This window comes from Brevundimonas sp. GW460-12-10-14-LB2 (genome assembly GCF_001636925.1).
GTDB classification, from domain to species: domain Bacteria; phylum Pseudomonadota; class Alphaproteobacteria; order Caulobacterales; family Caulobacteraceae; genus Brevundimonas; species Brevundimonas vesicularis.
On the sequence record NZ_CP015511.1, the window covers coordinates 2,250,045 to 2,272,435 of the forward strand.

A 22,391-nucleotide genomic window follows, 5' to 3' on the forward strand; every position below is an offset into this window, starting at 1 on the left:
TTCGCGTCAGAGGAAACCGGCCTCAAGCAGCGCGAAAGCGCGGTAGGCCAAACAGGAACGGCCTCAAGCAGCCCGAAGGGCGATAGGCCAAGCGAAGAGAGCATCCATGCGCGAAGCCGTCATCGTCTCCACCGCCCGCACCCCCATCGGGCGCGCCTATCGCGGCGCCTTCAACGACACCCAGGCGCAGCAGCTCGGCGCCCATGCGGTCAAGCACGCGGTCCAGCGCGCCGGGGTCGATCCGGCCGAGATCGAGGACGTGATCATGGGCGCGGCCCTGCAGCAGGGTTCGACCGGCACCAACGTCGCGCGCCAGATCGCGCTCGCCGCCGGCCTGCCCTCTTCCGTTCCGGGCATGAGCCTGGATCGTCAGTGCGCGTCGGGCCTGATGGGCATCGCCACGGCGGCGAAACAGGTCGTCTTCGATCAGCAGAAGATGGCGGTCGGCGGCGGGCTCGAAAGCATCTCCCTGGTCCAGAACCAGAATATGAACCTGTACCGGATGAAGGATGAGGCGCTGCTGAAGCTGTCGCCCCACATCTATATGTCGATGCTGGAGACGGCCGAGGTGGTGTCGCGCCGCTACGGCGTCAGCCGCGACCGCCAGGACGAATATGCGCTGAAATCCCAGCAGCGCACGGCCGCCGCTCAAGACGCCGGTCGGTTCGACGCCGAGATCGTGCCCATGACCACCACGATGCTGGTCATGGACAAGGCCACCGGCCAGACCTCATCGAAAGAGATTACCCTGTCCAAGGACGACGGCAACCGTCCCGATACGACGCTGGAAGGCCTGAAGGCCTTGAAGCCCGTGTTCGGCGGCGGCGAGGAGATCCAGACGGGCGAGTTCATCACCGCCGGAAACGCCTCGCAGCTGTCGGACGGCGCCTCGGCCTGCGTCGTCATGGAGGCCGGTGAGGCGGTGAAGCGCAATCTGCAACCGCTCGGCGCCTATCGCGGCATGGCGGTCGCTGGCTGCGAGCCGGACGAAATGGGCATCGGCCCGGTCTATGCCGTGCCCAAACTGCTGAAGCGCCACGGCCTGACGATGGACGACATCGGCATCTGGGAACTCAACGAGGCCTTCGCGGCCCAGGTTCTGTATTGCCAAGACACGCTGGGCATTCCCGACGACCGCCTGAACGTCTCGGGCGGCGCCATCTCCATCGGCCACCCCTACGGCATGTCCGGCGCCCGCATGACCGGCCATGTCCTGATTGAAGGCAAGCGTCGCGGAGCCAAATACGGCGTCGTCACCATGTGCATCGGCGGCGGCATGGGCGCGGCCGGGCTGTTCGAGATTTACTGACATTCACGTCCCCTCCCTGGCGCGCAGCGACGGGGAGGTGGCGCGGCGCTCCTTTAGCGCCGCGCCGGAGGGGTTCTGCGACGCCTACAGGAGACAGTGGGACTTCAAGAGCCCCTCCCCGCTTCGCGGTCCCCCTCCCCACAGGTGGGGAGGAGACGCGTCAGACCCGCTCGCTGATCTTGATCGCCGCCTTGCAGCCCACCTTGATCACACCGGACAGTAGGCGATAGGCCGGCGCTTCGCGGCTGCCGTGTTCGATGGCGTGGTCGTGGTGGGCCAGCTCCTCGTCGCGGAACTGTTTCAGCTCGGCGGCCAGGGCCGGGTCGCGGTCGCCGATCTCGGCGATCTGGTCGGCATAGTGTTTCTCGATCACGCTCTCGACCGCCTCGGTGCAGGCGTGCGCCGCCTTTTCACCCATCAGGGCCGTGCCGGCGCCCAGGGCCGAGGCGGCGATGCGCCACAGGGGCGTCATGACCGTGGGGCGCACCTGCCGCTCGTTCAGCAGCCGTTCGAAGCGCGCCAGATGCACCGCCTCTTGGTCCTGCATCTCCGAGAGGTCGCGGGCGATGCCGTCACGCCCCTTGCGCCCCTCGAACACCGCCTTCTGGGCGCGATAGATCAGGACGGCCGCATATTCCCCGGCGTGGTCGACGCGCAGGATTTCTTCCATCCGCGCCTTGTCTGCGCCTTGGCCAGGACGAGGGAGAGGAATGGAATGGCTCATCGCATCAGGCCTTTTCGATCCGGGGCGCACGGGCGTCCTTGGGACGTTTCGCCGCCAACAGGCTGAACACCGCAAGCGCCGAGGCGATGATCGCGTTCCATCCTGCCATCGACAGACCCAGCCAACTCCAGGCCACATCGCCGCAGCCGATCACCTTGGTCACCGGCCCCGTGCCCATGGCGAGCGCCGTCAGGCTGTCCATATCGACCGAGCCGCCGACGGACGAACAGGTCGCAGGCAGCGCCCACCATTTGTATTCGCCGCCCATGTGGAAGATGGCCGTGATGGCGCCTGTGGCGAACACGGCCGCCAGCAGGAAGGCGGCGATGCGCGGCGTGCCCCGGCGTCCGCCGCTGAACAGGGTCCAACCCGTGGCCAGCACAGCGACGACGACCGCGCCCCAATAGACCTCGCGCTGCTTCAGACACAGGTTGCAGGGCGCAAGGCCGCCGAACCGTTCGAACGCATGGGCCGCGCCCAGCATGGCCAACGACGCGGCCAGGGCGAAGGCGGTCCACCAACGGGTCAGAAGGCGATAGACATCGATCATCTTGAAACGGTCTTACCCCGCCCCGAACGCGGCGTCGACTTACAGAAGCTTCAGGACGACGATCAACGCGACCAGCGCGACCAGGCCGATCACGCACCACATCGCCAGCCGCTTTTCCACCTGCGCCAGCATGGCCGGCCCCCAGCGCTTCAGGATCCACGCTTCCAGGAAGAACCGCCCGCCCCGCGTCACGACCGACGCGGCCATGAAGACCGGAAAGCTGAACGCCGCCAGGCCCGAAGCGATGGTCACCAGCTTGTAGGGGATGGGTGTCAGCCCCTTGATCAGAATGACCCACAGGCCCCACTGATCGAACCAGGCGCGGAACTGCTCCAGCCCGTCCGAATGGCCCAGCATCCGCATGATCGCCAGGCCCAGATCGGTCAGGAAATAGCCGATCGCATAACCGAGAATCCCGCCCAGCACCGACGCCACGGTGCAGACGGCGGCGTAGAAATATGCCTTCTGCGGCCGCGCCAGGATCATCGGCGCCAGCATCACATCGGGCGGGATCGGAAAGAACGAACTCTCGGCGAAGGAGACGACCGCCAGGGCCTTGGTCGCATGGCGGCTGCGCGCCAGGTCGAAGACGCGGTCATAGAGTTTGCGCAGCATGGCGATCCTTCAGGCGGCACGGCGCGTTAGCACCCCTGCGGCGTTGCGTCATCCTCGGCCGTCACGTCCACCTGCTAGAGCGCCTGCATGACGACCTCCGCCTCTTCCCCGTCCACGGTCCAGCAGGACGACGTCAGCCATAACGTCACCCGGCTGCTGCGGCGGCTGGCCGACGACGGCGGCGACGCCGGCCTGACCCTGCACGAAATCCGCGACCGGCTGGACGAGCGCGCCTATGGGCTGTTGATCCTGCTGCTCTCCATCCCCTGCCTGGTGCCGGGCCTTTACGGCGTGCCGCAGGTGGTCGGGCTGATCGTCATCCTGCTGGCCGGCCAGATGCTGGTCCGGCGCGAGGAGCCCTGGCTGCCGCGCTGGTTCCTGAACCTGCGGTGCAAGGGATCGTGGCTGAAGGCCATGGCCGATTTCGCCGAAACCAAACTGGGCTGGATCGACCGGCTGTCGCGCCCCCGCCTGCGCCGCTTCGCCGATGGACCGGGCGAGAAGTTGGCCGCCGTCTTCATGATCCTGGCGACCGTCACCATCGTCATGCCCCTGACCAACACCATCCCCTCCATCGCCCTGGCCCTGCTGTCAGTCGGCCTGATCCAACGCGACGGCCTGTTCGTCCTCGCCGGATGCGCCGTAACCGCCGTGTGGCTGACCATCCTGGGCGCGCTCGGGACCGGCCTTCTGATGGGCGCCGAATGGGCCACGCGCTGGCTGCCGGGCTGACACAACCGCAAGGTATTGGTCGTCAAATCGCCTCAGTTGTTTTAGTCAGTATGCTCACGCTTGGTGGTGGGAGCCCGAAGACTTGACCTCGAATCTGATCGGCCTCGTCGCCGCACTCGGCCTCGCTTTCGCAGCCGCCGCCCCCGCCTCGGCTCAACAGGCCGCGACGATCGAGGCGCGCGCCGCGCCGGGCGGCGTTCTGGTGACCTGGAAGCTCGCCCAGCCGACGACTGAGGTCGCGTTTTTGGATCAGGACATCGTTCGAACCCTGTGGACGGTCAGAACGCCGGGCCTGTCGATGTCGGACGGCGTGGTGAAATCCGACCAGCCGTTCGATACCTTCGACATTCTCATCGCGCCTGACGCGGCCGAGGTGGACCGCGTCTATATCAGCCTGGTGCGGGTCGGATCAGGCCAGAGCCTTTATGGACCCGCGCTGGCGCTGAAGGACATGGACGCCGAACTGACCGTGAGGGCCGCCGCAGGCGAAACCGTCACGCCCCAATCCAACGCGATCCAAAGCTATGTCTATGTCGGACCGACCTCGGCCGTGACACAGGATGACGGCGGCGTGGTCGTCGTCGGGGAAACCGTTCCCGCATCACTGCGCACCGCGATGAGCGAAGGCTTTCTGGCGGCCCAGGGATTCTATGGCGCTCGCCTCGGCCGCGATCTGCCCTATGCGCCGACCCTGATCGTCACTACCGACAGCCCCGGCCCGACGACATTTCGGGGCGATGTGACCGACAATGGCGTCATCTCCCTGCGCTTTCATGGTTCGGACTGGTCCGCACCCCCGCCCGATGTGACCGAACAGCTCTCGACCTTCGTCTGGCACGAGACCCTGCATCTGTGGAACAGCCATGCCGTGACGACCAAGGACGGAGCCAGCGCGCCTTGGCTGCATGAGGGCGGGGCCGAATACGGCGCATTGATCGCCGCCCTATCCACAGGAGCGATCGACGAGGCCCAGTTGAAGACCTCGCTAGCGCGACGGCTGAATGGTTGTCGCGCCGCCCTTGGCGACCGCCCTAACGCCGAAGAGCGCCTGCGCACCGGAAACGCCATCTACAACTGCGGCGTCGTCGTGCAGTGGATTGCGGACCTGGAGAGCCGCCGCGCCTCCGACGGCCGCGCCGACATCTTCGACATCTGGAAGGCCATGCTCCAGTCCGGTCGCGCGGGAGACGGCTATGGGGTGGCGGACTTCCGCAACCGCCTGACGCCCGACACCGCTGTCGCCGTGCTGCTGGACGGTCCGGGGCCGGACCGTTGGGCCGGCGTTCAGACCCGCTTTGCCGCGCTGGGCGTCACCTTGGTCAATCGGCCCAGCCCGCGCGACCTTCGTCAGGCCGCTCTGTTCCATATGGTTGATCAGAACTGCGGCGGCGAGGGCGGCTTTTCCATCGACAACGGCCGGATCAAGCTGGACTCCGGCGACCGGTGCGGCACCCTGTCCGGCGATCCCGTCGTCATCGCGATCGAAGATCTGGACCCGATGTCGAACGGTCAGGGCGTCTTCCAGGCCGTTCAGGCCCGTTGTGCCGAAAACCTGCCTATCCGTTACACACTGGCGGACGGCAAGACGGTCGAGGCGGTCTGCAGGGCCCCGCTTCGGGCCCCCGATCTCTGGGCTGTCGATGCGATGCCGGATCTCATGGCGCGACGCATTTGACGGGCAAGCGCCGCCCTAGATGTCCAAGATTTAACGGGCGCCGAGCCGATATCCAGTGGAAGGTGGCGTGACCGACCGACGGTCGATCCTTCTCAAATTCCTTTCACGGCGTGTCATGGCCTTACCTCTTCGTTCCTCCCGCATCCTGTTCGTCGCCGTCGGCGCGCTGCTGGCCGTCGCCCTGCCCGCAGCCGCGCAGGACTACCGCCAGCCTTTCCATCCCGATCAACTGAAGGGACCGCCCGCCGGCGCGCTGAACGAGGTTCTGGTCTTGGGCACGCCGCACCTGTCGAACATGGGCGACGGCTTCAAGGTCGAAAGCCTGTCGCCGCTGCTGGATCGGTTGGCGGCGTGGAGGCCGACCGCCATCGCGACGGAGGACCTGTCCGGCCTGCAATGCGACAGTCTGCGTCGCTATCCGTCGCGGTATGCCGAGACGGTCGAAACCTATTGCTGGGATCCCGCCCCCGCCGCCCTGGCGACCGGCCTGGACGTGCCGGCCGCCAACGCCGAGGCCGAGCGGCTGCTGGCAGAATGGCCCGATCAGCCCACGACGGCCCAGCGGCGTCATCTGGCGGCGGTCTTCCTGGCGGCCGGCGAGCGGGGATCGGCCTTGGTCCAATGGCTTCGCCTGCCCGCCCAGGACCGCACTGCGGGCGACGGCCTGAACGACGCCCTCGTCGCCGTACTGAACCGGATCAAGGACCGGGCCAACGAGACCTATCTGATCTCCGCGCCGCTCGCCGCACGGCTAGGGCTGGAGCGGCTGTGGAGCGTCGATGACCACTCCGCCGACACGCCCGACCCGACCGATCCCGTCGAGAAGAAAGCCTATGCCGACGCCATCATGGGCGCCTGGAACAATCCCGCCAGCCAAGCCCGCCGAACGCAAGATACGGAACTGGGCGCCGCCCTCGATCAGCCCGACGGCCTTCTTGAGATGTACCGCGCCTACAATGCACCGACCGTCCCGGCCATGGCCTATCAGTCCGACTTCGGCGCCACCCTGGTCGAGCCGTCGCCCCAGGCCTTCGGCCGCCGCTACCTCGGCTATTGGGAGACGCGCAATCTGCGCATGGTCGCCAATATGCGCGATGTTCTGGGCCGCTATCCGGGCACGCGGATGCTGACCATCGTCGGCGCCTCGCACAAGGGCTACTACGAGGCCTATTTGGATCAGATGCACGACGTCCGGCTGGTCGATCCCGAACCCGTCCTGCGCTGATCGCGTGATGCAAGCGCGCTCGCCCGTCATCACGACCCCGTGGCTTCGTCTTGGCTCCGTCGTCTTCTGTGACTAGGTTCCGCGCCAATCGGCGGCCCCTTTCGGTTAAGCCCGCCTCAAAAGCTACGCGGGAGACGCGCCATGAACGACATGACCCAGCCCCAGGATCTGGCTACGCCGGAACAGATGGACCTCGAAAACCCCCTCGGCGTCGACGGTTTCGAGTTCGTCGAATTCACCGGCCCCGAGCCCGAGGCGATGATTTCGCGCCTGGAGCTGATGGGCTTCACCCAGACGCACGTGAACCCCAAGACCGACGTGGTGCGCCTGAAACAGGGCGATATCAGCTTCTTGGTCCATCGCTCTCCTCGAGCTTATCCGGGGAGCCAAGCGGAAATCTTCGCCCGCGATCACGGCCCATCCGCCAACGGCATGGCCTTCCGCACCAACGATGCAAAGGTCGCCTATGAAGGCGCAGTCGCTCGTGGAGCCAAGCCGGCCGAGGGAGTGGACGGCGGCGCGCTGGGCGACGACTACCCCTACATCCTGCAAGGCATCGGCGGCTCGCTGCTGTATGTCATCGACCAGTACGGCGACGCCGGCTCGCTCTATGACGCCTGGGACGAGATCGAGGGCTGGGAAGAGGCCGAGCGCAAGAACTCGATGGGCCTGGAGATCCTGGACCACCTGACCCACAACGTTCGTCGCGGCCAGATGCGCACCTGGTCGGGCTTCTACAACTCGATCTTCAACTTCGAAGAGCAGAAGTATTTCGACATCAAGGGCAAGGCGACGGGCCTGTTCTCCCAGGCCATGATCGCGCCCGACCGCGCCATCCGCATCCCGCTGAACGAAAGCCAGGACGAAAACTCCCAGATCGAGGAGTTCATCCGTCGCTACAACGGCGAAGGCATCCAGCACATCGCCCTGACGACCGAGAACATCTTCGAGACGGTCGAGGCGATGAAGGAACGCGGCGTCGCCTTCCAGGACACGATCGAGACCTATTTCGAACTGATCGACAAACGCCTGCCCAACCATGGCGAGGACGTGGAGCGGATGCGCAAGAACCGCATCCTGATCGACGGTTCGGACGAGGAAGGCCTGCTGCTGCAAATCTTCACCCAGGACACCTTCGGCCCGATCTTCTTCGAGATCATCCAGCGCAAGGGCAACGAAGGCTTCGGCAACGGCAACTTTCAGGCCCTGTTCGACTCCATCGAGCTGGACCAGATCCGTCGCGGCGTCATCAAGGTCGACGCCTGAATGACGATGCGGCCGCCGACCTGGCTGCCCTGGCTCGGCCCGGTCCTGGCGGCCGGCGCCGGGGCCTTGGCCGGCGAATACTGGCTGGGCGGCGGCTTCTGGATGGTCTTGATCGCCGCCCTCCTCTGCGGCTTCGCCCCCATCGTCGGCTATCAGATATGGAAGCGGCTGCACCACAGGGGGTGAGGCGAGCCAGGCATGAGTCTTTTGCGGGAACAGAGTTTACTCCGCGCGGATAGCGCTCTTTGGGTGGACAACTTCAGGAAAGTTTGGTCAGACTTCAGGCGCAACCTTGGATAGCCTCAAATGACCCGCGATCCAGTTTTAATTGTCGCCTACGCCACTCTCTCGCTCTCGACGCTGGCGACAGTCATCGTCGCCTTGCTTGTCCATTTTGGGAGCAGCGGCGAACAGTATCAGCCGTGGATTGTGCCAATGTGCTTGTTGACGTCCAGCGGAGCGATGCTGGTGGACCGCTTGAAAAAGTCACGCAGCCGCCGCTGAGTCCCTCGGCCGGTGAGGCCCGAGCTTGTTTGATTAGCGCCCCATCCGTTTGGCCGAAAGCAGCCCTGCGGCACAGCAAGCTCCGTCCCTCAGCTGCAACCATCCTATCGCCGGCAACCAACCCACTGATCTCCCGATCTTTCCGATTTTCTTCGACCAATCGACCTGACACGCCCGAACACGGCGTTACACTGCGATCTACTAGCGTCGTTGGGTTGAAGTGCACCCATTGCACTCTGTTTTCGGCGCGGAGGAGTTTCACGATGCGCATCGCCTGTTCGGCACTGATTGCACTCTTTGCACTGTCTTTTTCCTCGGCGCACGCCCAGACCAACGCCCAGAACGCCGCGCCGCAATGGTCGCTGGCGATCCACGGCGGGGCGGGCGTGATCGAGCGGGCCAGCCTGACGCCTGAGCAGGACGCGGCCTATCGCGCGGCGCTGAAAGGCGCGCTGGACGCCGGTTCGGCCGTGCTGAACAGCGGCGGCACCGCGCTGGATGCGGTCCAGGCCGCCGTTCAGGTCATGGAGGACGATCCCCTGTTCAACGCCGGGCGCGGAGCGGTCTTCACCGCGGCCGGCCGTAACGAACTGGACGCCGCCGTCATGAACGGATCGGACCTGACCGCCGGGTCGGTCGCCGGCCTGACCACCACCCGCCACCCCATCGCCGCCGCCCGCGCCGTGATGGAACGGTCGCCCCACGTCATGCTGATCGGACCCGGCGCCGACGCCTTCGCCGCCTCGGCCGGGCTGGAACAGGTCGACCCGGCCTTCTTCTTCACCGAGCGCCGCTGGCAGGGGCTGGTCAAGGCCCTGACCGAAGCTGGACAGCCGATCCCCGAACGCCCCGTCGGCGCGCCTCTACCGGGCGCCCAAGCCGAAATCGCCCCGCCCCTGAACGAGAAGAAGTTCGGCACGGTCGGCGCCGTGGCGCTGGACAGCCAGGGTCGTCTCGCCGCCGCCACCTCGACCGGCGGCATGACCGCCAAACGCTGGGGACGGGTCGGCGACGTGCCGATCATCGGCGCCGGGACCTACGCCTCCAACGCCGACGGCTGCGCAGTGTCCGCCACCGGCGACGGCGAATATTTCATCCGCGCCACCGTCGCCCGCGACATCTGCGCCCGGATGGCGGCAGGCGCCGGGACGCAGGCCGCTGGTCAGTCCGAGATCGCCGACGCCGATCGTCTGGGCGGCAAAGGCGGCGTCATCGTCATGGGCCTGGATGGTCGCCCCGCCTTCGCCATGTCCACCTCGGGCATGTATCGCGGCGCGGCCTCCTCGACCGACCCCGCCCGCGTCGCCATCTACGCCGACGAACCCTGAGCGCCCGTTCAGACCAATTAGACGAATTAGACTCTCTTTTTCCCAGACCGAGACCCATGCCTGCATCCGATGACGAACTGACCGTGATGGCCAACGAGGAGCTGGACGCCGCCTGCGCCATGCCCTTCGTCGAGGTCAGGAAGATCACCCCTTGGGGCGACAGTTACGAAGGCTTCGCCCCGTCCGGCCGCACGGTCGAGGTCGAGCGTCGCTACCTGTGGGCCGTCGAGCCTGAGGGCGGCGTCATCGTCGAGGTCGAGGTCCGCGACCGCGCCGCCCGCACCGGCGCCGAGGCCCGCGCCCTGCTGACGACCGCCGACTGATTCCGCCGTTCCCAACATCGCAAATCCGGTCTAGGCCTTGGTCATGAAACTCGCCTCGCTCAAGCACGGCCGCGACGGCCGCCTCGTTGTCGTCTCGCAGGACCTGAACTGGTTCACCGACGCCTTCCTGATCGCCCCGACGCTGCAGGCGGCGCTGGATGACTGGGACCGCTGCGGTCCTCGCCTCGAGGCCTTGGCCGAAAGCCTGGAGCATGAGGCCGTGCCGCGCGGCCGCTTCCATGAGCGCGACGCCGCCTCCCCCCTGCCCCGCGCCTATCAATGGGCGGACGGCTCGGCCTATGTGAACCACGTCGAACTGGTTCGTAAGGCGCGCGGCGCCGACATGCCCGAGAGCTTCTGGACCGACCCGCTGATGTACCAGGGCGGCTCCGACAGCTTCCTGTCGCCGCGCGATCCGATCCCGCTGGCCGACGAGGCCTGGGGCTGCGACCTGGAGGCCGAGATCGTGGTCGTCGTCGGCGACGTGCCTCAGGGCGCGACGCGCGAACAGGCGCTCGACGCCATTCGCCTGGTCGGCCTGGTCAACGACGTGAGCCTGCGCAACCTGATCCCTCCCGAACTGGCCAAGGGGTTCGGCTTCGTCCAATCCAAGCCCGCCAGCGCCCTGTCGCCGGTTCTGGTCACGCCCGAGGCGCTGGGCGACCGCTGGAAAGACGGCAAGCTGCACGGCGCGCTGAACGTTCAACTGAATGGCCAAGACTTCGGCAAGGCCGACGCCGGCGTCGACATGACCTTCGACTTCGGAACCCTGATCGCCCACCTGGCCAAGACCCGGTCGCTGGGCGCCGGGACCATCATCGGTTCGGGCACGGTGTCGAACAAGGACGCTGACGGCGGCCCCGGCAAGCCGGTCGCGGAAGGCGGCCTGGGCTACTCCTGCATCGCCGAGGTCCGCACGGTCGAGACGATCCTGCGCGGCGCGGCCGAGACGCCCTTCCTGAAACACGGCGACACGGTGCGGATCGAAATGCTGGACGCGCGTCATCATTCGATCTTCGGCGCCATCGAACAGACGGTCGCGCCGCTATCCAGCGCGGATTGACGCCGCTAGGGTGCTGACAGCGGCCTCGGGGGAGGCCGCATCCGGTCTTTGGGGAGAGACGACGTGCCGCCTGAAAAACTGATCCCGCTGCTCATGATCCCGATCATGCTGGTGGTCGTGCTGCTGAAGAACCGCAGGAAGCGCGTGCTGAAGCCGCAACTGCTGTGGGTCATGCCGGCCATCGTCCTACCGCTGATCGGCCTGGGCCTGTGGGGCACAGCCCAGAACCCGAACATGGCCCATGCACCGTTCGGTCCTGACGCCTGGACGGTTCTGGCCATTGGCGGGATCCTGGGCGGCGTCGCCGGCTGGTATCGCGGCAAGACCGTCACCATCGAAAAGGAGCCGGACGGCTCCCTGATGGCCCAGGCCTCGCCTTTGGGCCTGATCCTGCTGGTCGTGCTGTTCGCCGGCCGGTCCCTGCTGCGCGACCTGATCGAAAGCCACGCCGCCGCCTGGCATCTGAACGCCCTGGCCGTCACCGACGCCTTCCTGGTCTTCGCCATGGGCCTGATCGTGATGCAGCGCGTCGAAATGTACATCCGCGCCCGCCGCATCCAGTCCGGCGGCACGGACAGCCATGTGGAAGTCGCGGCCTGACGCTTCGGGCTGGACGCGGCCTTCGCCTCTGTGGCATGAGGCGGTCCTTCCGCTGCGGGCGTGGTGGAATTGGTAGACGCGCTGGACTCAAAATCCAGTTCCGAAAGGAGTGCCGGTTCGACCCCGGCCGCCCGCACCACTCTTCGTCGGTTCAGCCCAGCTGCCGGTGGAAGAACCCCGTCACATCGGCCAGCACCGTCGCCTTCTTGCGGAACAGGGGCGAGAAGGTCGCGATCAGGTCGGCGTGGTCCAGGCCGGGATAAAGCTTGGCTTCCGAGCGCCCGCCCACCGCGCGCATCCGATCATCCAGAATGACCGTGTCCTCGTCGTGGACCACTGTGTCGGCCGTGCCGTGGCCCAGCCAGATCGGCGGGGCGTCGGCGCGCACGAAGGTGACGGGCTGGGTCAGGGTCGGATCCGGCGCGCGACCGAAGGCGTTCTGCGACGCCGCCACGTCGAACGGCAGGAAGTCGTAAGGGCCCGCGAGACCTGCGGCCGCCTTGATCAGATCGGGCCGGCCGACGGCGGCCATATAGCGTCGGTCCAAGGCGATCATCATCGCCAGATGCGCGCCCGCCGAATGGCCCAGCACGCCAAGCCGCGCGGGATCGCCGCCATATTGACCGACCACCTCGGCCGCCTTGGCCGTGGCGGCGGCGGCGTCCTCGATGAAAGCCGGGAAGACGACCTGGGGCACGACGCGGTAGTCCGGCAGCGCGACCACAAATCCGCGCGCCGCCAAGGCTTGCGCCGCCCAGCCATACTGGCTGCGTGAGCCCGAATCCCAGCCGCCGCCATAGAAGAAGACCAGTGTCGGATAGGGGCCAGGCGCCGTCGGCGCGTAGAGATCCATCTGCTGGCGCGGATCGTCGCCATAGGGAATATCGCGCGCGACGCGTCGCACGCCGCCGTCCCTCGGTCCCAGGGTGTTCAGCAGGCTCAGCGGCGAGCAGGCGGCGGCGAGAAGCCCAAGGGCAGGCGCGAACAGTCCACGGCAGGTCATGCAAAAGGCTCCATCACCCACAATACGCTCGGATCGCCGGATCGGTCGTCGTCATCAACTATCAGCGGGCGTTGGCGATCAGCCGGCCGCAATCGGCGTCCTCGGCCAGGCCGGGATCGACGAAGGCGAACAGGGCCGTCACCGGCGCCACGACCGCGCCCAGCAGGCCCGCCAGACCGCCCTGCGACACGACCGAACCGACATCGACCCCGACCTTGGGCGCGGTCAGGGGGCCGGACACGGTGATCGGCGCCCAAAGGCGCAACAGCCGCGGCTTCTTGGATTCGCCTTCGATCCGCAGGTTCATCGTCTCGGCGCCCAGATTGATGCTGCCCTTGCCTTGGGCCAGCACCACATCGGTGTCGATGACGAAGGTGCGGGCGGTCGCCGTGCCGCCGCTGACGTTGAAATCGGCGACGGCGCAGCGGATCTGGCTTTCGGACTTGTCTCCGCTCAACAGCTTCAGTAGCCCGGCGCTGGCGTTGATGCCCAGCAGTTCGGCGAAGGCCGCCCGCATCTTGCCATTCGGCACCACCAGACTGAGCGAGCCTTTCGACGCGGCGGCGAAATCGTGGATCGAGGCGCCTGGCCCGTCCAGCTTCGCCCGGCCCAGCGCCCTGCCGGTGACGGGCGCCGAGCCGTTGCGCGCCGGGATGATGGACTCCAGTGGATAGCCGGCCAGACGCAGATCGACCGTGCTGTAGGGGGTGTCCTTGGTCGCATCGATCCGCGCCGTGCCGTTCAGTGCGCCGCGATTGAAGTCGAAGCTGATCGGATCCAGCTTCAGGATGCCGTCCTTCAGGTCGGCGCCCAGGTTCACCTGACGCACGTCGAAGGCGTTAGCCTTCACCGATCCGGCCCGATAGGACAGGGTACCGTCCATGGTCTGCAGACGCTCGGTCTGCAGCTTGGCGTCCGGCAGCAGCTTGCCGCCGACCAAGACCGGCGCCTCGGTGTCGGTGCCCGCCGCATTGGTCCGGGTCCGCGCGCCCAAGACGGCGGCCAGGTCGTCGATGTCCAGACGACGCGAGGTCAGGTCGGCGTCGACGCGTAGACGCTGGCCCGACTGGACCTTCACCTCGCCCGACAGATCGGACGCGCCGACACGTCCGTCGAAATCCTTGAAGGTCCAGATCCGTCGATCGCGGTTCAGCGCGCCCGACAGCCGGTAGGGCGGCGTATTTGGCAGGGCGACGCCGGTCAGCAGATAGAGGTCCGACATGTTGCGTCCCTGGATCGTCATGGTCGCATCGAACCGCCCCAGATCGAACGGGCGAGTGATCGCCCCCTTGGCGACCAGGGACGAGTCCGCGCCGGTCACATCCGCCTCGAACCGATAGGGACGGTCGCGCCGGATGTTGATGAAGGGACCGCCCTCGATCCTGACGGTCATGGGTGCGCCGCGCACATCGCCGCGCCCGTCCAGCACGAAACCGGCCTGGCCGCTGGACGCCTCACGCGCATTGACCGCCGCCTCCAGCGTCAGTCCGCGCCGCTGTTCCTCGAAGGTCAGCTGCCCGTCCTTGATGACCAGTTGCTGGATGACCGGCAGGTTCAGCCCTTCGCCATTGTCAGGTTTGTTGGGATTCAACTGCCAGCTCTTGCGGCCGTCCTTGGTGGAGATCAGCACGACCCGGGGCCGGGTGAAGCTCAGCAGGGGCATCTCGACCTGACCGGCCAGCAGCTTTCGAAGGCGCACCGAAGCCTGGACCTCATCGACGTCGGCCGTGTCGCGATCGCGCGCCCAGTCGGGACCGCCGATCTTAAGCCCCCGCACCACGGCGGACGGCGTCCAGCTGAACAGATTGACGTCCAGATCGCCGGTCAGGGCGATTTCGCGATCGTATTTGACCGAGGCCCAGCGGCCGATCGGCCCGCGCAGCATGTTCCAATCGAACAGGGCCAGGAAAAGAACGATGGCCGCCACGACGACCAGCACCACGCCCGCTGCCCATTTTTCCGCCGTCCCCGGTCGTCGAGCCGCCGCATAGACGGGATCGTTGTCGCGCACCCAGTCGCGCCAGGTGCGCAAACGCGCCCCGGCCGGAGCCCACGCCCGCTGGTTCAGGTCGGCCCGAAAAGTGCGCCAATTCCGTGGGTTCGACAATCGCTCGTCTCCGTCAGCCAAAGGAAACGCACCAGCCCCGGTTTGGCGCCGCGGGGTCAGCTTGTCGTCGATTTGACGCGAAGTTGTCGCATAAACTTTACAAACTCCAGGATCGGCGCATAATTCGTCAGAGTCCTGATCTTAATTCAGGCCGTGGAGGACTGCCGATGACCCGTTTCCTGACCCCCGCCCTGATCGCTGCAGCGTGGGCGGCCGCAACGACGCCGGTGCTGGCGCAAAGTCCGCGCCCCGCCGAGCGCGCAGCCGTGCTGCAAACCGTCAAGGTTTGCGGCACCGACGTGGCCTCACGCACAGCCTATCAACGCGACCATGGCGCAACGCCCACCTTCGTCACGGCTCAACAGGCCGTCTCCGCCTATCAGTCGGGCCAGCGCTGGGCCGCGCCGCGCTGCATGACGGCGCATCAGTATGACCGCCTGGCCGGCGCGCCGATCCAGCGCGCCGCGCTCTGATCCCGACCAAACGCGCATAAAGAAGGGGCGCGGTCGTCGGACCGCGCCCCTTTTTTTTCGTCTGGACGGACGCCTCTTACTGCCTCGGCGTCAGATATTTGTTCAGCCAGCCGAACACTTCATTGTGCCATTGCAGGCTGTTGGCCGGCTTCAGCACCCAGTGGTTTTCGTTGGGGAAGACGATCAGACGGCTGTCGATGCCGCGCCGCTGCAGGGCGGTGAAGGTGGACAGGCCTTGGGCGGTCGGAATGCGGAAGTCACGGTCGCCCTGAACCACCAGCATCGGCGTCTTCCAGTTATCGACGTGGTTGGCCGGGTTGAACTTCTGATAGCCCTCAGGCTTGTCCCACGGCGTGCCGCCGTATTCCCATTCGGTGAACCACAACTCTTCGGTCGAATAGCCCATGCCGAAGGTGTCGAAGACGCCGTCGTGATTGACCAAGCACTTGAATTCGTTCGACCAGTTGCCGGCGATCCAATTGATCATATAGCCGCCGTAGGACGCGCCCAGCGCACAGGCGTTGTCGCCGTCCAGGAAGCTGTATTTCGCCTGAGCCGCCGCCCAGCCCTTCTGCAGGTCTTCCAGCGGGCGGTCGCCCCAGTGCTGGCTGATCGCATCGGTGAAGGCCTGGCCGTAGCCGGTCGAGCCGTGGAAATCGATCATCACCACCGCATAGCCCGCGCCCGCATAGGTCTCGGGGTTCCAGCGATAGGACCAGCCGTCCCCGAACGAACCTTGCGGCCCGCCGTGGATCAGGAAGGCGACCGGATATTTGCGGCCCTCGACATAGCCGGCCGGCTTGATGACATAGCCGTGGACCGTCTCGTTGTTCCAACCGGGGAAGCTGAACTGCTCATACTCGCCGAATTGCTTGGCGGCGAAGGCGGGGTTGGACTGTGTCAGGCGGCGCGGCATTTCGCGACCCAGATAGGTCTTGAAATACAGGTCGCCCGGCTCGCGCAGGGTGTCCTGGGCGAAGACGAAGCCCGAGGGCGTCTGCTGGAAGGCCGAGACGTGGCCCGCGCCCGTGATCGGCGTCACCACGCCGTTGCGCGTATCCACCGAAAACAGCTTGGTCGAGCCGACGTCGCCCGCCGTCGTGTACAGCGTCTGGCCATCGCGCGACCATTGCAGCGTGTCGGCCGAGCGATCCCAGTTCGAGGCGATCTCGCGCTTCTGGCCCGTTTCGACGTCCATCAGCACGATCTGATAGCGATCGGCCTCGAAGCCCGGCCGCGCCATAGCGCGATAGGCCAGGGTGCGGCCGTCCGGCGAGAAGACCGGCCCGGTGTCCCAGGCGTCGTTGCCGTCGGTCAGGTTGGTGAAGGTGCCGTCGCCCGACAGCCCGTTGGTCTTCCACAGGTCGAAGTTGGTGCTCCACGGCTCGGTCTGACCGGCGAGACGCGCAGAGAAGACCACGGCGTCGCCCGCCGGCGTGAAGACGAACTCGCTCTCGTCGCCGAAGGGCTTGGAGGGCGTATCGCCGTCAAAGCCCTTGGTGATCCAGGTCGGCGTGCCCGTGGCCTTGCCGTCGCGGCCGATCGACTGGACGAACAGGTGGTTCTGGGTGTGGTCGTTCCAGGTGTCCCAGTGACGCACGAACATGCGGTCATAGACCTGGCCTGTCGTCTTCTGCTCGGCGATGGCCTTGCCCTGTTGGACCGAGGCGTTCAGGTCGGCCACGTTCGGATAAACGGCAAGCGACACCGCCACCTTGTCGCCCGACGGGCTGATCCGATAGGCGTTCACGTCGGTGGGCAGGTTCGTCACCTGAACCGGCGCCGACGTCGGCGAGGCCACGCGCCAGACCTGGCTCGCGCCCGACTTGCCCGACAGGAAATACAGATTGCCGTCCCCGCCCCAGCGCGCGGTGTTGGCGCCCTGATCCGAGATGGCCAGGCGGCGCGGCGCCGTGTCCGGTGCGTTCAGGTCTAGGATCCACAGGCTGCCGGCGCGGCTGTTGGCCTGAACATCGGTGGTCGTGACCGAATAGACGACATAGCGGCCGTCCGGCGACACCTGCGGATCGCCCAGCCGATTGGCCGAGATCATGTCCTGATAGGTGAAGGCGTCAGGCGTCGCGGGCGCGGCCGGAACCGGCGCGGGCGGCACCTGGGCCAGGGCAGGCGCGGCGCTCATCAGCGCAACAGCCGCGCAGGCGGCGGACAGAAGGGAACGGTGACGCATCAAGATCTTCCTCGCGAAGCTTTCTGGCCGCGAGGCGTAGCACCCTGCCAAGGCGCGTCAATGGGTCGCTCAGCCCGCCGGCGCCGTATAGCGACCGACCCAATCCAGGATTTCCTGCTGCCAGTCGACCCAGGTCCGGGGTTTCAGCACCCAGTGGTTCTCGTCCGGCACATGGACGAAGCGGCTGGGCACGCCCTGACGCTGAAGCGCCGAGAAGGTCGCCAGCCCCTGCTCCATCGGCACGCGGAAGTCCTTGGAGCCATGCAGCACCAGCATCGGCGTCTTCCAATCACCGGCGTAGGTCTCAGGGTTGAAGGCGTCATAGACGGCCTTGCGCTCCCAGCTTGGTCCTCCGAACTCCCAGATGAAGTTGCCGATATCCATGGCGTTCATCAGCTGCGGCACGTCGAAAACCCCGGCGTGGTTGACCAGGCAGCGCCACGGCCCATTCCACTTTCCGGCGATCATATTGACCATATAGCCGCCGTAGGAGGCGCCCAGCGCACAGGCCCGGTCGCCGTCGATCCACGGATTGTTCGATAGCGCCGCCGCCCAGCCCTTCTGCAGATCCTCCAACGGCCGGTCGCCCCAGTGATCGTTGATCGCGTCGGTGAAGGCCTGGCCGTAACCGGGCGAGCCGTGGAAGTTGATCATCACCACCGCATAGCCCGCGGCCGTATAAACCTGCGGATTCCAGCGGTAGGACCAGTTTTCGGTCCAGGGCGATTTCGGCCCGCCGTGGATCAGATAGACCGCCGGATAGCGCCGACCCTCGACCGCGCCCGCCGGTTTGAACACCCAGCCCTGCACCGGCTCATTGTTCCAGCCGGCGAAGGTGAAGGCCTCGCCCTTGGGCAGGTCCATCTGCGCCAGCACCTCGGCATTCTGGCGGCTGATCTGGCGGGGTTCGCCGCGCGTCTGAACAAAGATCTGGGTCGGGGCGACGAAGCTTTCGTGGGCATAGGCCAGGACCCCGGCCTTCTCCTCATAGGCGCCGACCGTGCCGTTTCCGGTCAGGGGCGTGATCCGGCCGGTGCGGGCGTCGACCGAGAACAGCCGGTTCTGGCCCTCGTCCGCCGCCGAGACCAGCAGCGACCGGCCATCAGTTCGCCATTGCAGGCCGCCCGCGCCGCGATCCCAGTCGGTCAGTTTCCTGGCGCCGGAGCCGTCGGCCTCAGCCACCCAGACCGCCGCCTGATCCCCGCCGACATTCTCGCGCGGCGCCGACAGCCAGGCCAGCTGGCGACCGTTCGGAGAGAAGACCGGATTGCCGTCCGATCCCTTGTTCGCTTCGGTCAGATTGACCGGCGCGCCGCCGCCGAGCGTCACGCGGAAGACGTCGCTATTGTTGGTGAAGGCTTCGCCCGCCCCTTGCGTCTGCGTGCCGTAGACCAGGGTCCGGCCGTCCGGTGAAATGTCGAAGCTGGAATCGCCCGCCGAGACGTCGGCGTCCAGGCCCGCCATCAGATCGCGCGGTTCGCCGCCACTCAAACCCGACCCGTTCAGCGGCTGGACGAACAGATGCGTGCGGCGCGTATCGACCCAGTGGTCGAAGTCGCGCAGCGGCAGACGGTCATAGGACTGGAGCGTCGATTTACCCCGGGCATCCAGCCGCGTCTTGGTGCAGGCCAGGGTGTCGCAATCGATGAAGACCGAGACGGCCAGGACCAGCGACTTGCCGTCCGGCGCGATGCGGAAGCCCGAGACGTCGAAAGGCAGGGTCGTCACCTGGGCCGCCGCCATGCCGGCCGCATCCGTGCGCCAGACCTGGTTCGATCCGCCCCGCGACGACAGGAAATAGATGGCCCCGCCGTCCGGCGCCCAGCGCGCGCCCGAGGCGCCGCCTTCCGAGATCGCCAGCTTACGCGGCTCGCCGGAATGTTGACCGGGGGCGACGTCGGCCAGCCACAGGCTGTTGACGCCCTTGTTGCCGTCCCAGTCGGTGGTGCGCACGGCGTAGAGGATCTGGCGGCCGTTCGGCGAGATGCGCGGCTCGCTGACCCGCTCCATCATCGCCAGATCCTTCAGCGACAGGCCGCGCGGCTGAGCTTGGGGCTGGGCTGCCGGCGGCTCTGCAGCGGTAGGCGACGTCTGCTGGGCGAAGCTCGGCGCAGCGGCCAGGATCAGGCTTCCAAAGGCGACCGCCGCCATCCAGCGTGTACGCGTCATGTCTTCATTCCCCACAGCTTTTCGACAGTGATAGGGGCCGCCCGTCCGATCGCCAAGCGTCCACGACGCCGCGCATCTTGCCCCCTCCGACCGAACCGGCGACAAGCGATCTTTCATGACCGCCGCCACCCTTCCCGCCCGCCGTCAGCCCCACATCGTCGATGTGCTGATCGCCGAACGCGCGCCACGCCTGACCGCCTCGCCGCTGTGGCCGGTCGTGCGGCCAGCGCTCTACGGCGTGCTGGGCTATGGGGCGGCGGTGCGAATGGCCGACGCCATCCGCGACCTGTCTGGGACCGAGACCTTCGGCTACGTCTCGGACCTGCTGAGGCTGAAGGTGACAACGATGAACCTGGACCGTCTGCCGGCGAGCGGCCGCTGCGTCGTCGTCTGCAACCACCCCACCGGCATCGCCGACGGGGTCGCCGTGTTCGACGCGATCAAGCAGCGGCGCAGCGACATGATCTTCTTCGCCAACGCCGACGCCATCCGCGTCTCGCCCCGGCTGGACGAGACCATCATCCCCGTCGAATGGGTCCACGACAAACGCACCCGCGAAAAGACCCGCGCGACCCTGAATGCCGCCAAGGAGGCGTTCGAGGCCGAACGCTGCGTCGTCATGTTCCCCGCCGGCCGTCTGGCGCGCGAGAAAAACCGCGTCCTGACCGATCCCGAATGGGCCCCGACCGCCGCCTCTATGGCGCGTAAATACGATGCGCCCGTCGTGCCCATGCACGTCACCGGCCCCTACAGCCGCCTGTTCCATCTGTTCGACAAGGTCTCGCAGGAGCTGCGCGACGTGACCCTGTTCCACGAGTTGCTGAACAAGGAAGGCAAGCCGTTCGGCGTCGATGTCGGCCTGCCCATTCCCGCAGACCGGCTGGACGTGGACGCGGCCAAGGCCACCGAGGCGTTGAAAACCTTCACCGAACGCACCCTGGCCGCCGATCCTGACGCGGTGTTTCCATGAAGATCGCCCTACCTGACGCCGAGGCCACCACCGCCCTGGGCCAGGCCATCGCCCCCCTGCTGGCGGCGGGCGACAGTCTGCTGCTCTACGGTCCGCTGGGCATGGGCAAGTCGACCCTGGCGCGCGGCCTGATCCGCGCCCTGACCACGCCGGACGAGGACGTGCCCAGCCCGACCTTCACCCTGGTCCAGTTCTACGAAAGCGACCCGCCGGTCGCCCATTTCGACCTCTATCGCCTGACCCGACCGGAAGAGGCGTTCGAGATCGGCCTGGACGAGGCTCTGGACGAGGGGTGCGCCGTCATCGAATGGCCCGAGCGTCTTGGTGACGATCCCGGCCGGTTCCTGGGGCCGGATCAGCTGGTTATCGAAATCTCCGAACAGGGCGACGGCCGCCTTGCGACCGTTTCCGGCGTAGGCCGATGGGAAACGGGGCTGAAGGAACTGCATGTCTGACCGCGAAACCCTCCGTCTCGACTTCCTGAAGGCCGCCGGCCTGGCCGACGCCGTGCGCGCGCCCCTGCCCGGCGACGCCTCGACGCGGCGGTATGAGCGGCTGACGCCGACGACCGGTCCGACCTTGATGCTGATGGATCAGGCGCCCGCCGCCGAAAGCCAGCCGTGCGATCCGCGCTGGACGCCCGAGCAGCGTCACGCCGCCGGCTGGAACGCCGTCGCCCGCCTGTCCGCTGGCCGGATCGAGGCCTTCGCCGCCGTCGCCGCCCATCTGAAGTCCTTGGGCCTGTCCGCCCCCGAAATCCCGTCGCTGGACGCCGCCAACGGCCTGGCCGTGCTGGAGGATTTCGGCGACGACCTGTTCGCCCGCGTGATCGAAGACGGCGCCGACGAGACGCCGCTTTATCTGGCCGCCATCGAGGCCATGGCCGTTCTGCACGAGGCCGGCGCTCCGCCCGAAACCCTGCACGGTCCCGGCGGCGATTGGCCCCTGCTGACCTATGACGAGACGGCGCTTCAGGGCGGGGCCGATCTGTTCGTCGAATGGTTGCCGAAGCTCGACGATCGGGTCAGCTTCGACGCCGCCGCCATCGCCGACTGGCGCGCTTCCTGGGCTCCCATTGTCGCCTCCGGCGCGGCCGGGGCCTCGGTCATGGCCCACCGCGATTATCATGCGGAAAACCTGATCTGGCTGCCCCAGCGCGACGGCGCCGCCCGCGTCGGCATGATCGACTTCCAGGACGCGGTGCGCGCCCACCCTTCGTGGGACCTGCACTCTCTGTTGCAGGACGCTCGCCGCGACGTGTCGCCTACGCTGGAGGCCGAGGCTCTGGACCGCTATTTCGCCCTGCGTCCCGACGTGGACCGCGCTGCCTTCATGGCCGACTACGCCGGCCTCGCCGCCCTGAACGAGGCGCGGATCATCGGTATCTTCGCCCGGCTGATCGCGCGCGACGGCAAGCCGCGATACCGCCAGTTCCTGCCGCGCATGTGGCGACACCTGAACGCCAATCTGGACCAGCCGGCCCTGGCGCCCGTCGCCCGCTGGTTCGACCGTCACGTTCCTGCCGAGGTGCGCGCATGACCGCTCCGAAGACGGCCCCCAAGACCGC

General features: G+C 66.9%; 22 protein-coding genes and 1 tRNA gene. 16 read left to right on the forward strand and 7 right to left on the reverse strand.

What is annotated here, in order from left to right; translation table 11 throughout:
- Positions 1-106 precede the first annotated feature (106 nt).
- Positions 107-1,309, forward strand: coding sequence for an acetyl-CoA C-acyltransferase (locus A4249_RS11165; protein WP_066552641.1), 1,203 nt, complete (start codon positions 107-109; stop codon positions 1,307-1,309).
- A gap of 160 nt (positions 1,310-1,469) precedes the next feature.
- Here the strand turns inward: A4249_RS11165 and A4249_RS11170 are convergent, their stop codons facing one another.
- Genes A4249_RS11170 through A4249_RS11180 form a run of 3 tightly spaced genes read right to left on the reverse strand, consistent with a single transcriptional unit; the run spans position 1,470 to position 3,198 of the window.
- Positions 1,470-2,033 carry a demethoxyubiquinone hydroxylase family protein gene (locus A4249_RS11170; RefSeq protein WP_066552642.1) on the reverse strand — a complete coding sequence of 188 codons (564 nt, stop codon included), beginning with the start codon at positions 2,031-2,033 and terminating at the stop codon, positions 1,470-1,472.
- Positions 2,034-2,037: 4 nt separating this feature from the next.
- On the reverse strand, positions 2,038-2,583 hold the full coding sequence (locus A4249_RS11175) for a disulfide bond formation protein B (protein WP_039246047.1): 546 nt from the start codon (positions 2,581-2,583) through the stop codon (positions 2,038-2,040).
- 39 nt (positions 2,584-2,622) lie between these two features.
- Positions 2,623-3,198: a YqaA family protein gene (locus A4249_RS11180; RefSeq protein WP_066552647.1), complete on the reverse strand. Its 576-nt coding sequence runs from the start codon at positions 3,196-3,198 to the stop codon at positions 2,623-2,625.
- Between the two features lie 87 nt (positions 3,199-3,285).
- On the opposite strand from A4249_RS11180, the gene A4249_RS11185 reads away from it, so the two are divergent.
- The 11 genes from A4249_RS11185 to A4249_RS11235 all read left to right on the forward strand — a co-directional run bounded on the left by A4249_RS11185 (position 3,286) and on the right by A4249_RS11235 (position 12,053).
- The gene (locus A4249_RS11185; protein ID WP_066552649.1) at positions 3,286-3,930 is read left to right on the forward strand and encodes an exopolysaccharide biosynthesis protein; all 645 of its coding nucleotides are present in this window, start codon (positions 3,286-3,288) and stop codon (positions 3,928-3,930) included.
- 82 nt (positions 3,931-4,012) lie between these two features.
- Positions 4,013-5,605 (forward strand): hypothetical protein, encoded by a 1,593-nt coding sequence (locus tag A4249_RS11190; protein ID WP_066552651.1) that lies wholly within the window; start codon positions 4,013-4,015, stop codon positions 5,603-5,605.
- Between the two features lie 115 nt (positions 5,606-5,720).
- On the forward strand, positions 5,721-6,830 hold the full coding sequence (locus tag A4249_RS11195) for a DUF5694 domain-containing protein (RefSeq protein ID WP_066552653.1): 1,110 nt from the start codon (positions 5,721-5,723) through the stop codon (positions 6,828-6,830).
- A 141-nt stretch (positions 6,831-6,971) separates the two neighbouring features.
- Positions 6,972-8,096, forward strand: coding sequence for a 4-hydroxyphenylpyruvate dioxygenase (gene hppD, locus A4249_RS11200; RefSeq protein ID WP_156494702.1), 1,125 nt, complete (start codon positions 6,972-6,974; stop codon positions 8,094-8,096).
- On the forward strand, positions 8,097-8,282 hold the full coding sequence (locus A4249_RS11205) for a hypothetical protein (RefSeq protein WP_066552655.1): 186 nt from the start codon (positions 8,097-8,099) through the stop codon (positions 8,280-8,282).
- A 120-nt stretch (positions 8,283-8,402) separates the two neighbouring features.
- A complete protein-coding gene (locus A4249_RS11210; protein ID WP_066552657.1) occupies positions 8,403-8,600 on the forward strand; it encodes a hypothetical protein in 198 nt (65 codons plus the stop codon).
- Between the two features lie 263 nt (positions 8,601-8,863).
- The gene (locus A4249_RS11215; RefSeq protein ID WP_066552659.1) at positions 8,864-9,928 is read left to right on the forward strand and encodes an isoaspartyl peptidase/L-asparaginase family protein; all 1,065 of its coding nucleotides are present in this window, start codon (positions 8,864-8,866) and stop codon (positions 9,926-9,928) included.
- 56 nt (positions 9,929-9,984) lie between these two features.
- Positions 9,985-10,251 carry a hypothetical protein gene (locus A4249_RS11220; RefSeq protein ID WP_066552662.1) on the forward strand — a complete coding sequence of 89 codons (267 nt, stop codon included), beginning with the start codon at positions 9,985-9,987 and terminating at the stop codon, positions 10,249-10,251.
- A gap of 43 nt (positions 10,252-10,294) precedes the next feature.
- Positions 10,295-11,314 (forward strand): fumarylacetoacetate hydrolase family protein, encoded by a 1,020-nt coding sequence (locus A4249_RS11225; protein WP_066552664.1) that lies wholly within the window; start codon positions 10,295-10,297, stop codon positions 11,312-11,314.
- Positions 11,315-11,377: 63 nt separating this feature from the next.
- Positions 11,378-11,914: a CcdC protein domain-containing protein gene (locus A4249_RS11230; protein ID WP_066552665.1), complete on the forward strand. Its 537-nt coding sequence runs from the start codon at positions 11,378-11,380 to the stop codon at positions 11,912-11,914.
- Positions 11,915-11,968: 54 nt separating this feature from the next.
- A tRNA-Leu gene (locus tag A4249_RS11235) sits at positions 11,969-12,053 on the forward strand.
- Positions 12,054-12,065: 12 nt separating this feature from the next.
- Here A4249_RS11235 and A4249_RS11240 read toward each other — a convergent pair.
- Both A4249_RS11240 and A4249_RS11245 read right to left on the reverse strand, forming a co-directional pair.
- Positions 12,066-12,917, reverse strand: a complete 852-nt coding sequence (locus A4249_RS11240) for an alpha/beta hydrolase (RefSeq protein ID WP_066552667.1) — start codon at positions 12,915-12,917, stop codon at positions 12,066-12,068.
- A gap of 61 nt (positions 12,918-12,978) precedes the next feature.
- Positions 12,979-14,949, reverse strand: a complete 1,971-nt coding sequence (locus tag A4249_RS11245) for an AsmA family protein (protein ID WP_231868697.1) — start codon at positions 14,947-14,949, stop codon at positions 12,979-12,981.
- Positions 14,950-15,191: 242 nt separating this feature from the next.
- Between A4249_RS11245 and A4249_RS11250 the strand changes: the two genes are divergently transcribed.
- Complete coding sequence (locus tag A4249_RS11250) at positions 15,192-15,497, forward strand: hypothetical protein (protein ID WP_066552669.1); 306 nt, start codon at positions 15,192-15,194, stop codon at positions 15,495-15,497.
- A gap of 76 nt (positions 15,498-15,573) precedes the next feature.
- Here A4249_RS11250 and A4249_RS11255 read toward each other — a convergent pair whose 3' ends face one another.
- Positions 15,574-17,685 (reverse strand): S9 family peptidase, encoded by a 2,112-nt coding sequence (locus A4249_RS11255; protein WP_066552672.1) that lies wholly within the window; start codon positions 17,683-17,685, stop codon positions 15,574-15,576.
- A 69-nt stretch (positions 17,686-17,754) separates the two neighbouring features.
- A complete protein-coding gene (locus A4249_RS11260) occupies positions 17,755-19,854 on the reverse strand; it encodes a S9 family peptidase (RefSeq protein WP_066552674.1) in 2,100 nt (699 codons plus the stop codon).
- Between the two features lie 115 nt (positions 19,855-19,969).
- On the opposite strand from A4249_RS11260, the gene A4249_RS11265 reads away from it, so the two are divergent.
- The 3 genes from A4249_RS11265 to amgK are packed head-to-tail and all read left to right on the forward strand — an operon-like array spanning position 19,970 to position 22,363.
- A complete protein-coding gene (locus tag A4249_RS11265; RefSeq protein ID WP_066552676.1) occupies positions 19,970-20,824 on the forward strand; it encodes a GNAT family N-acetyltransferase in 855 nt (284 codons plus the stop codon).
- On the forward strand, positions 20,821-21,279 hold the full coding sequence (tsaE, locus tag A4249_RS11270; protein ID WP_066552678.1) for a tRNA (adenosine(37)-N6)-threonylcarbamoyltransferase complex ATPase subunit type 1 TsaE: 459 nt from the start codon (positions 20,821-20,823) through the stop codon (positions 21,277-21,279). Before A4249_RS11265 ends, tsaE begins: the two co-directional genes overlap by 4 nt.
- Positions 21,272-22,363, forward strand: coding sequence for an N-acetylmuramate/N-acetylglucosamine kinase AmgK (gene amgK / locus A4249_RS11275; protein WP_066552679.1), 1,092 nt, complete (start codon positions 21,272-21,274; stop codon positions 22,361-22,363). The genes tsaE and amgK overlap by 8 nt, the downstream gene beginning before the upstream one ends.
- Positions 22,364-22,391: the final 28 nt, after the last annotated feature.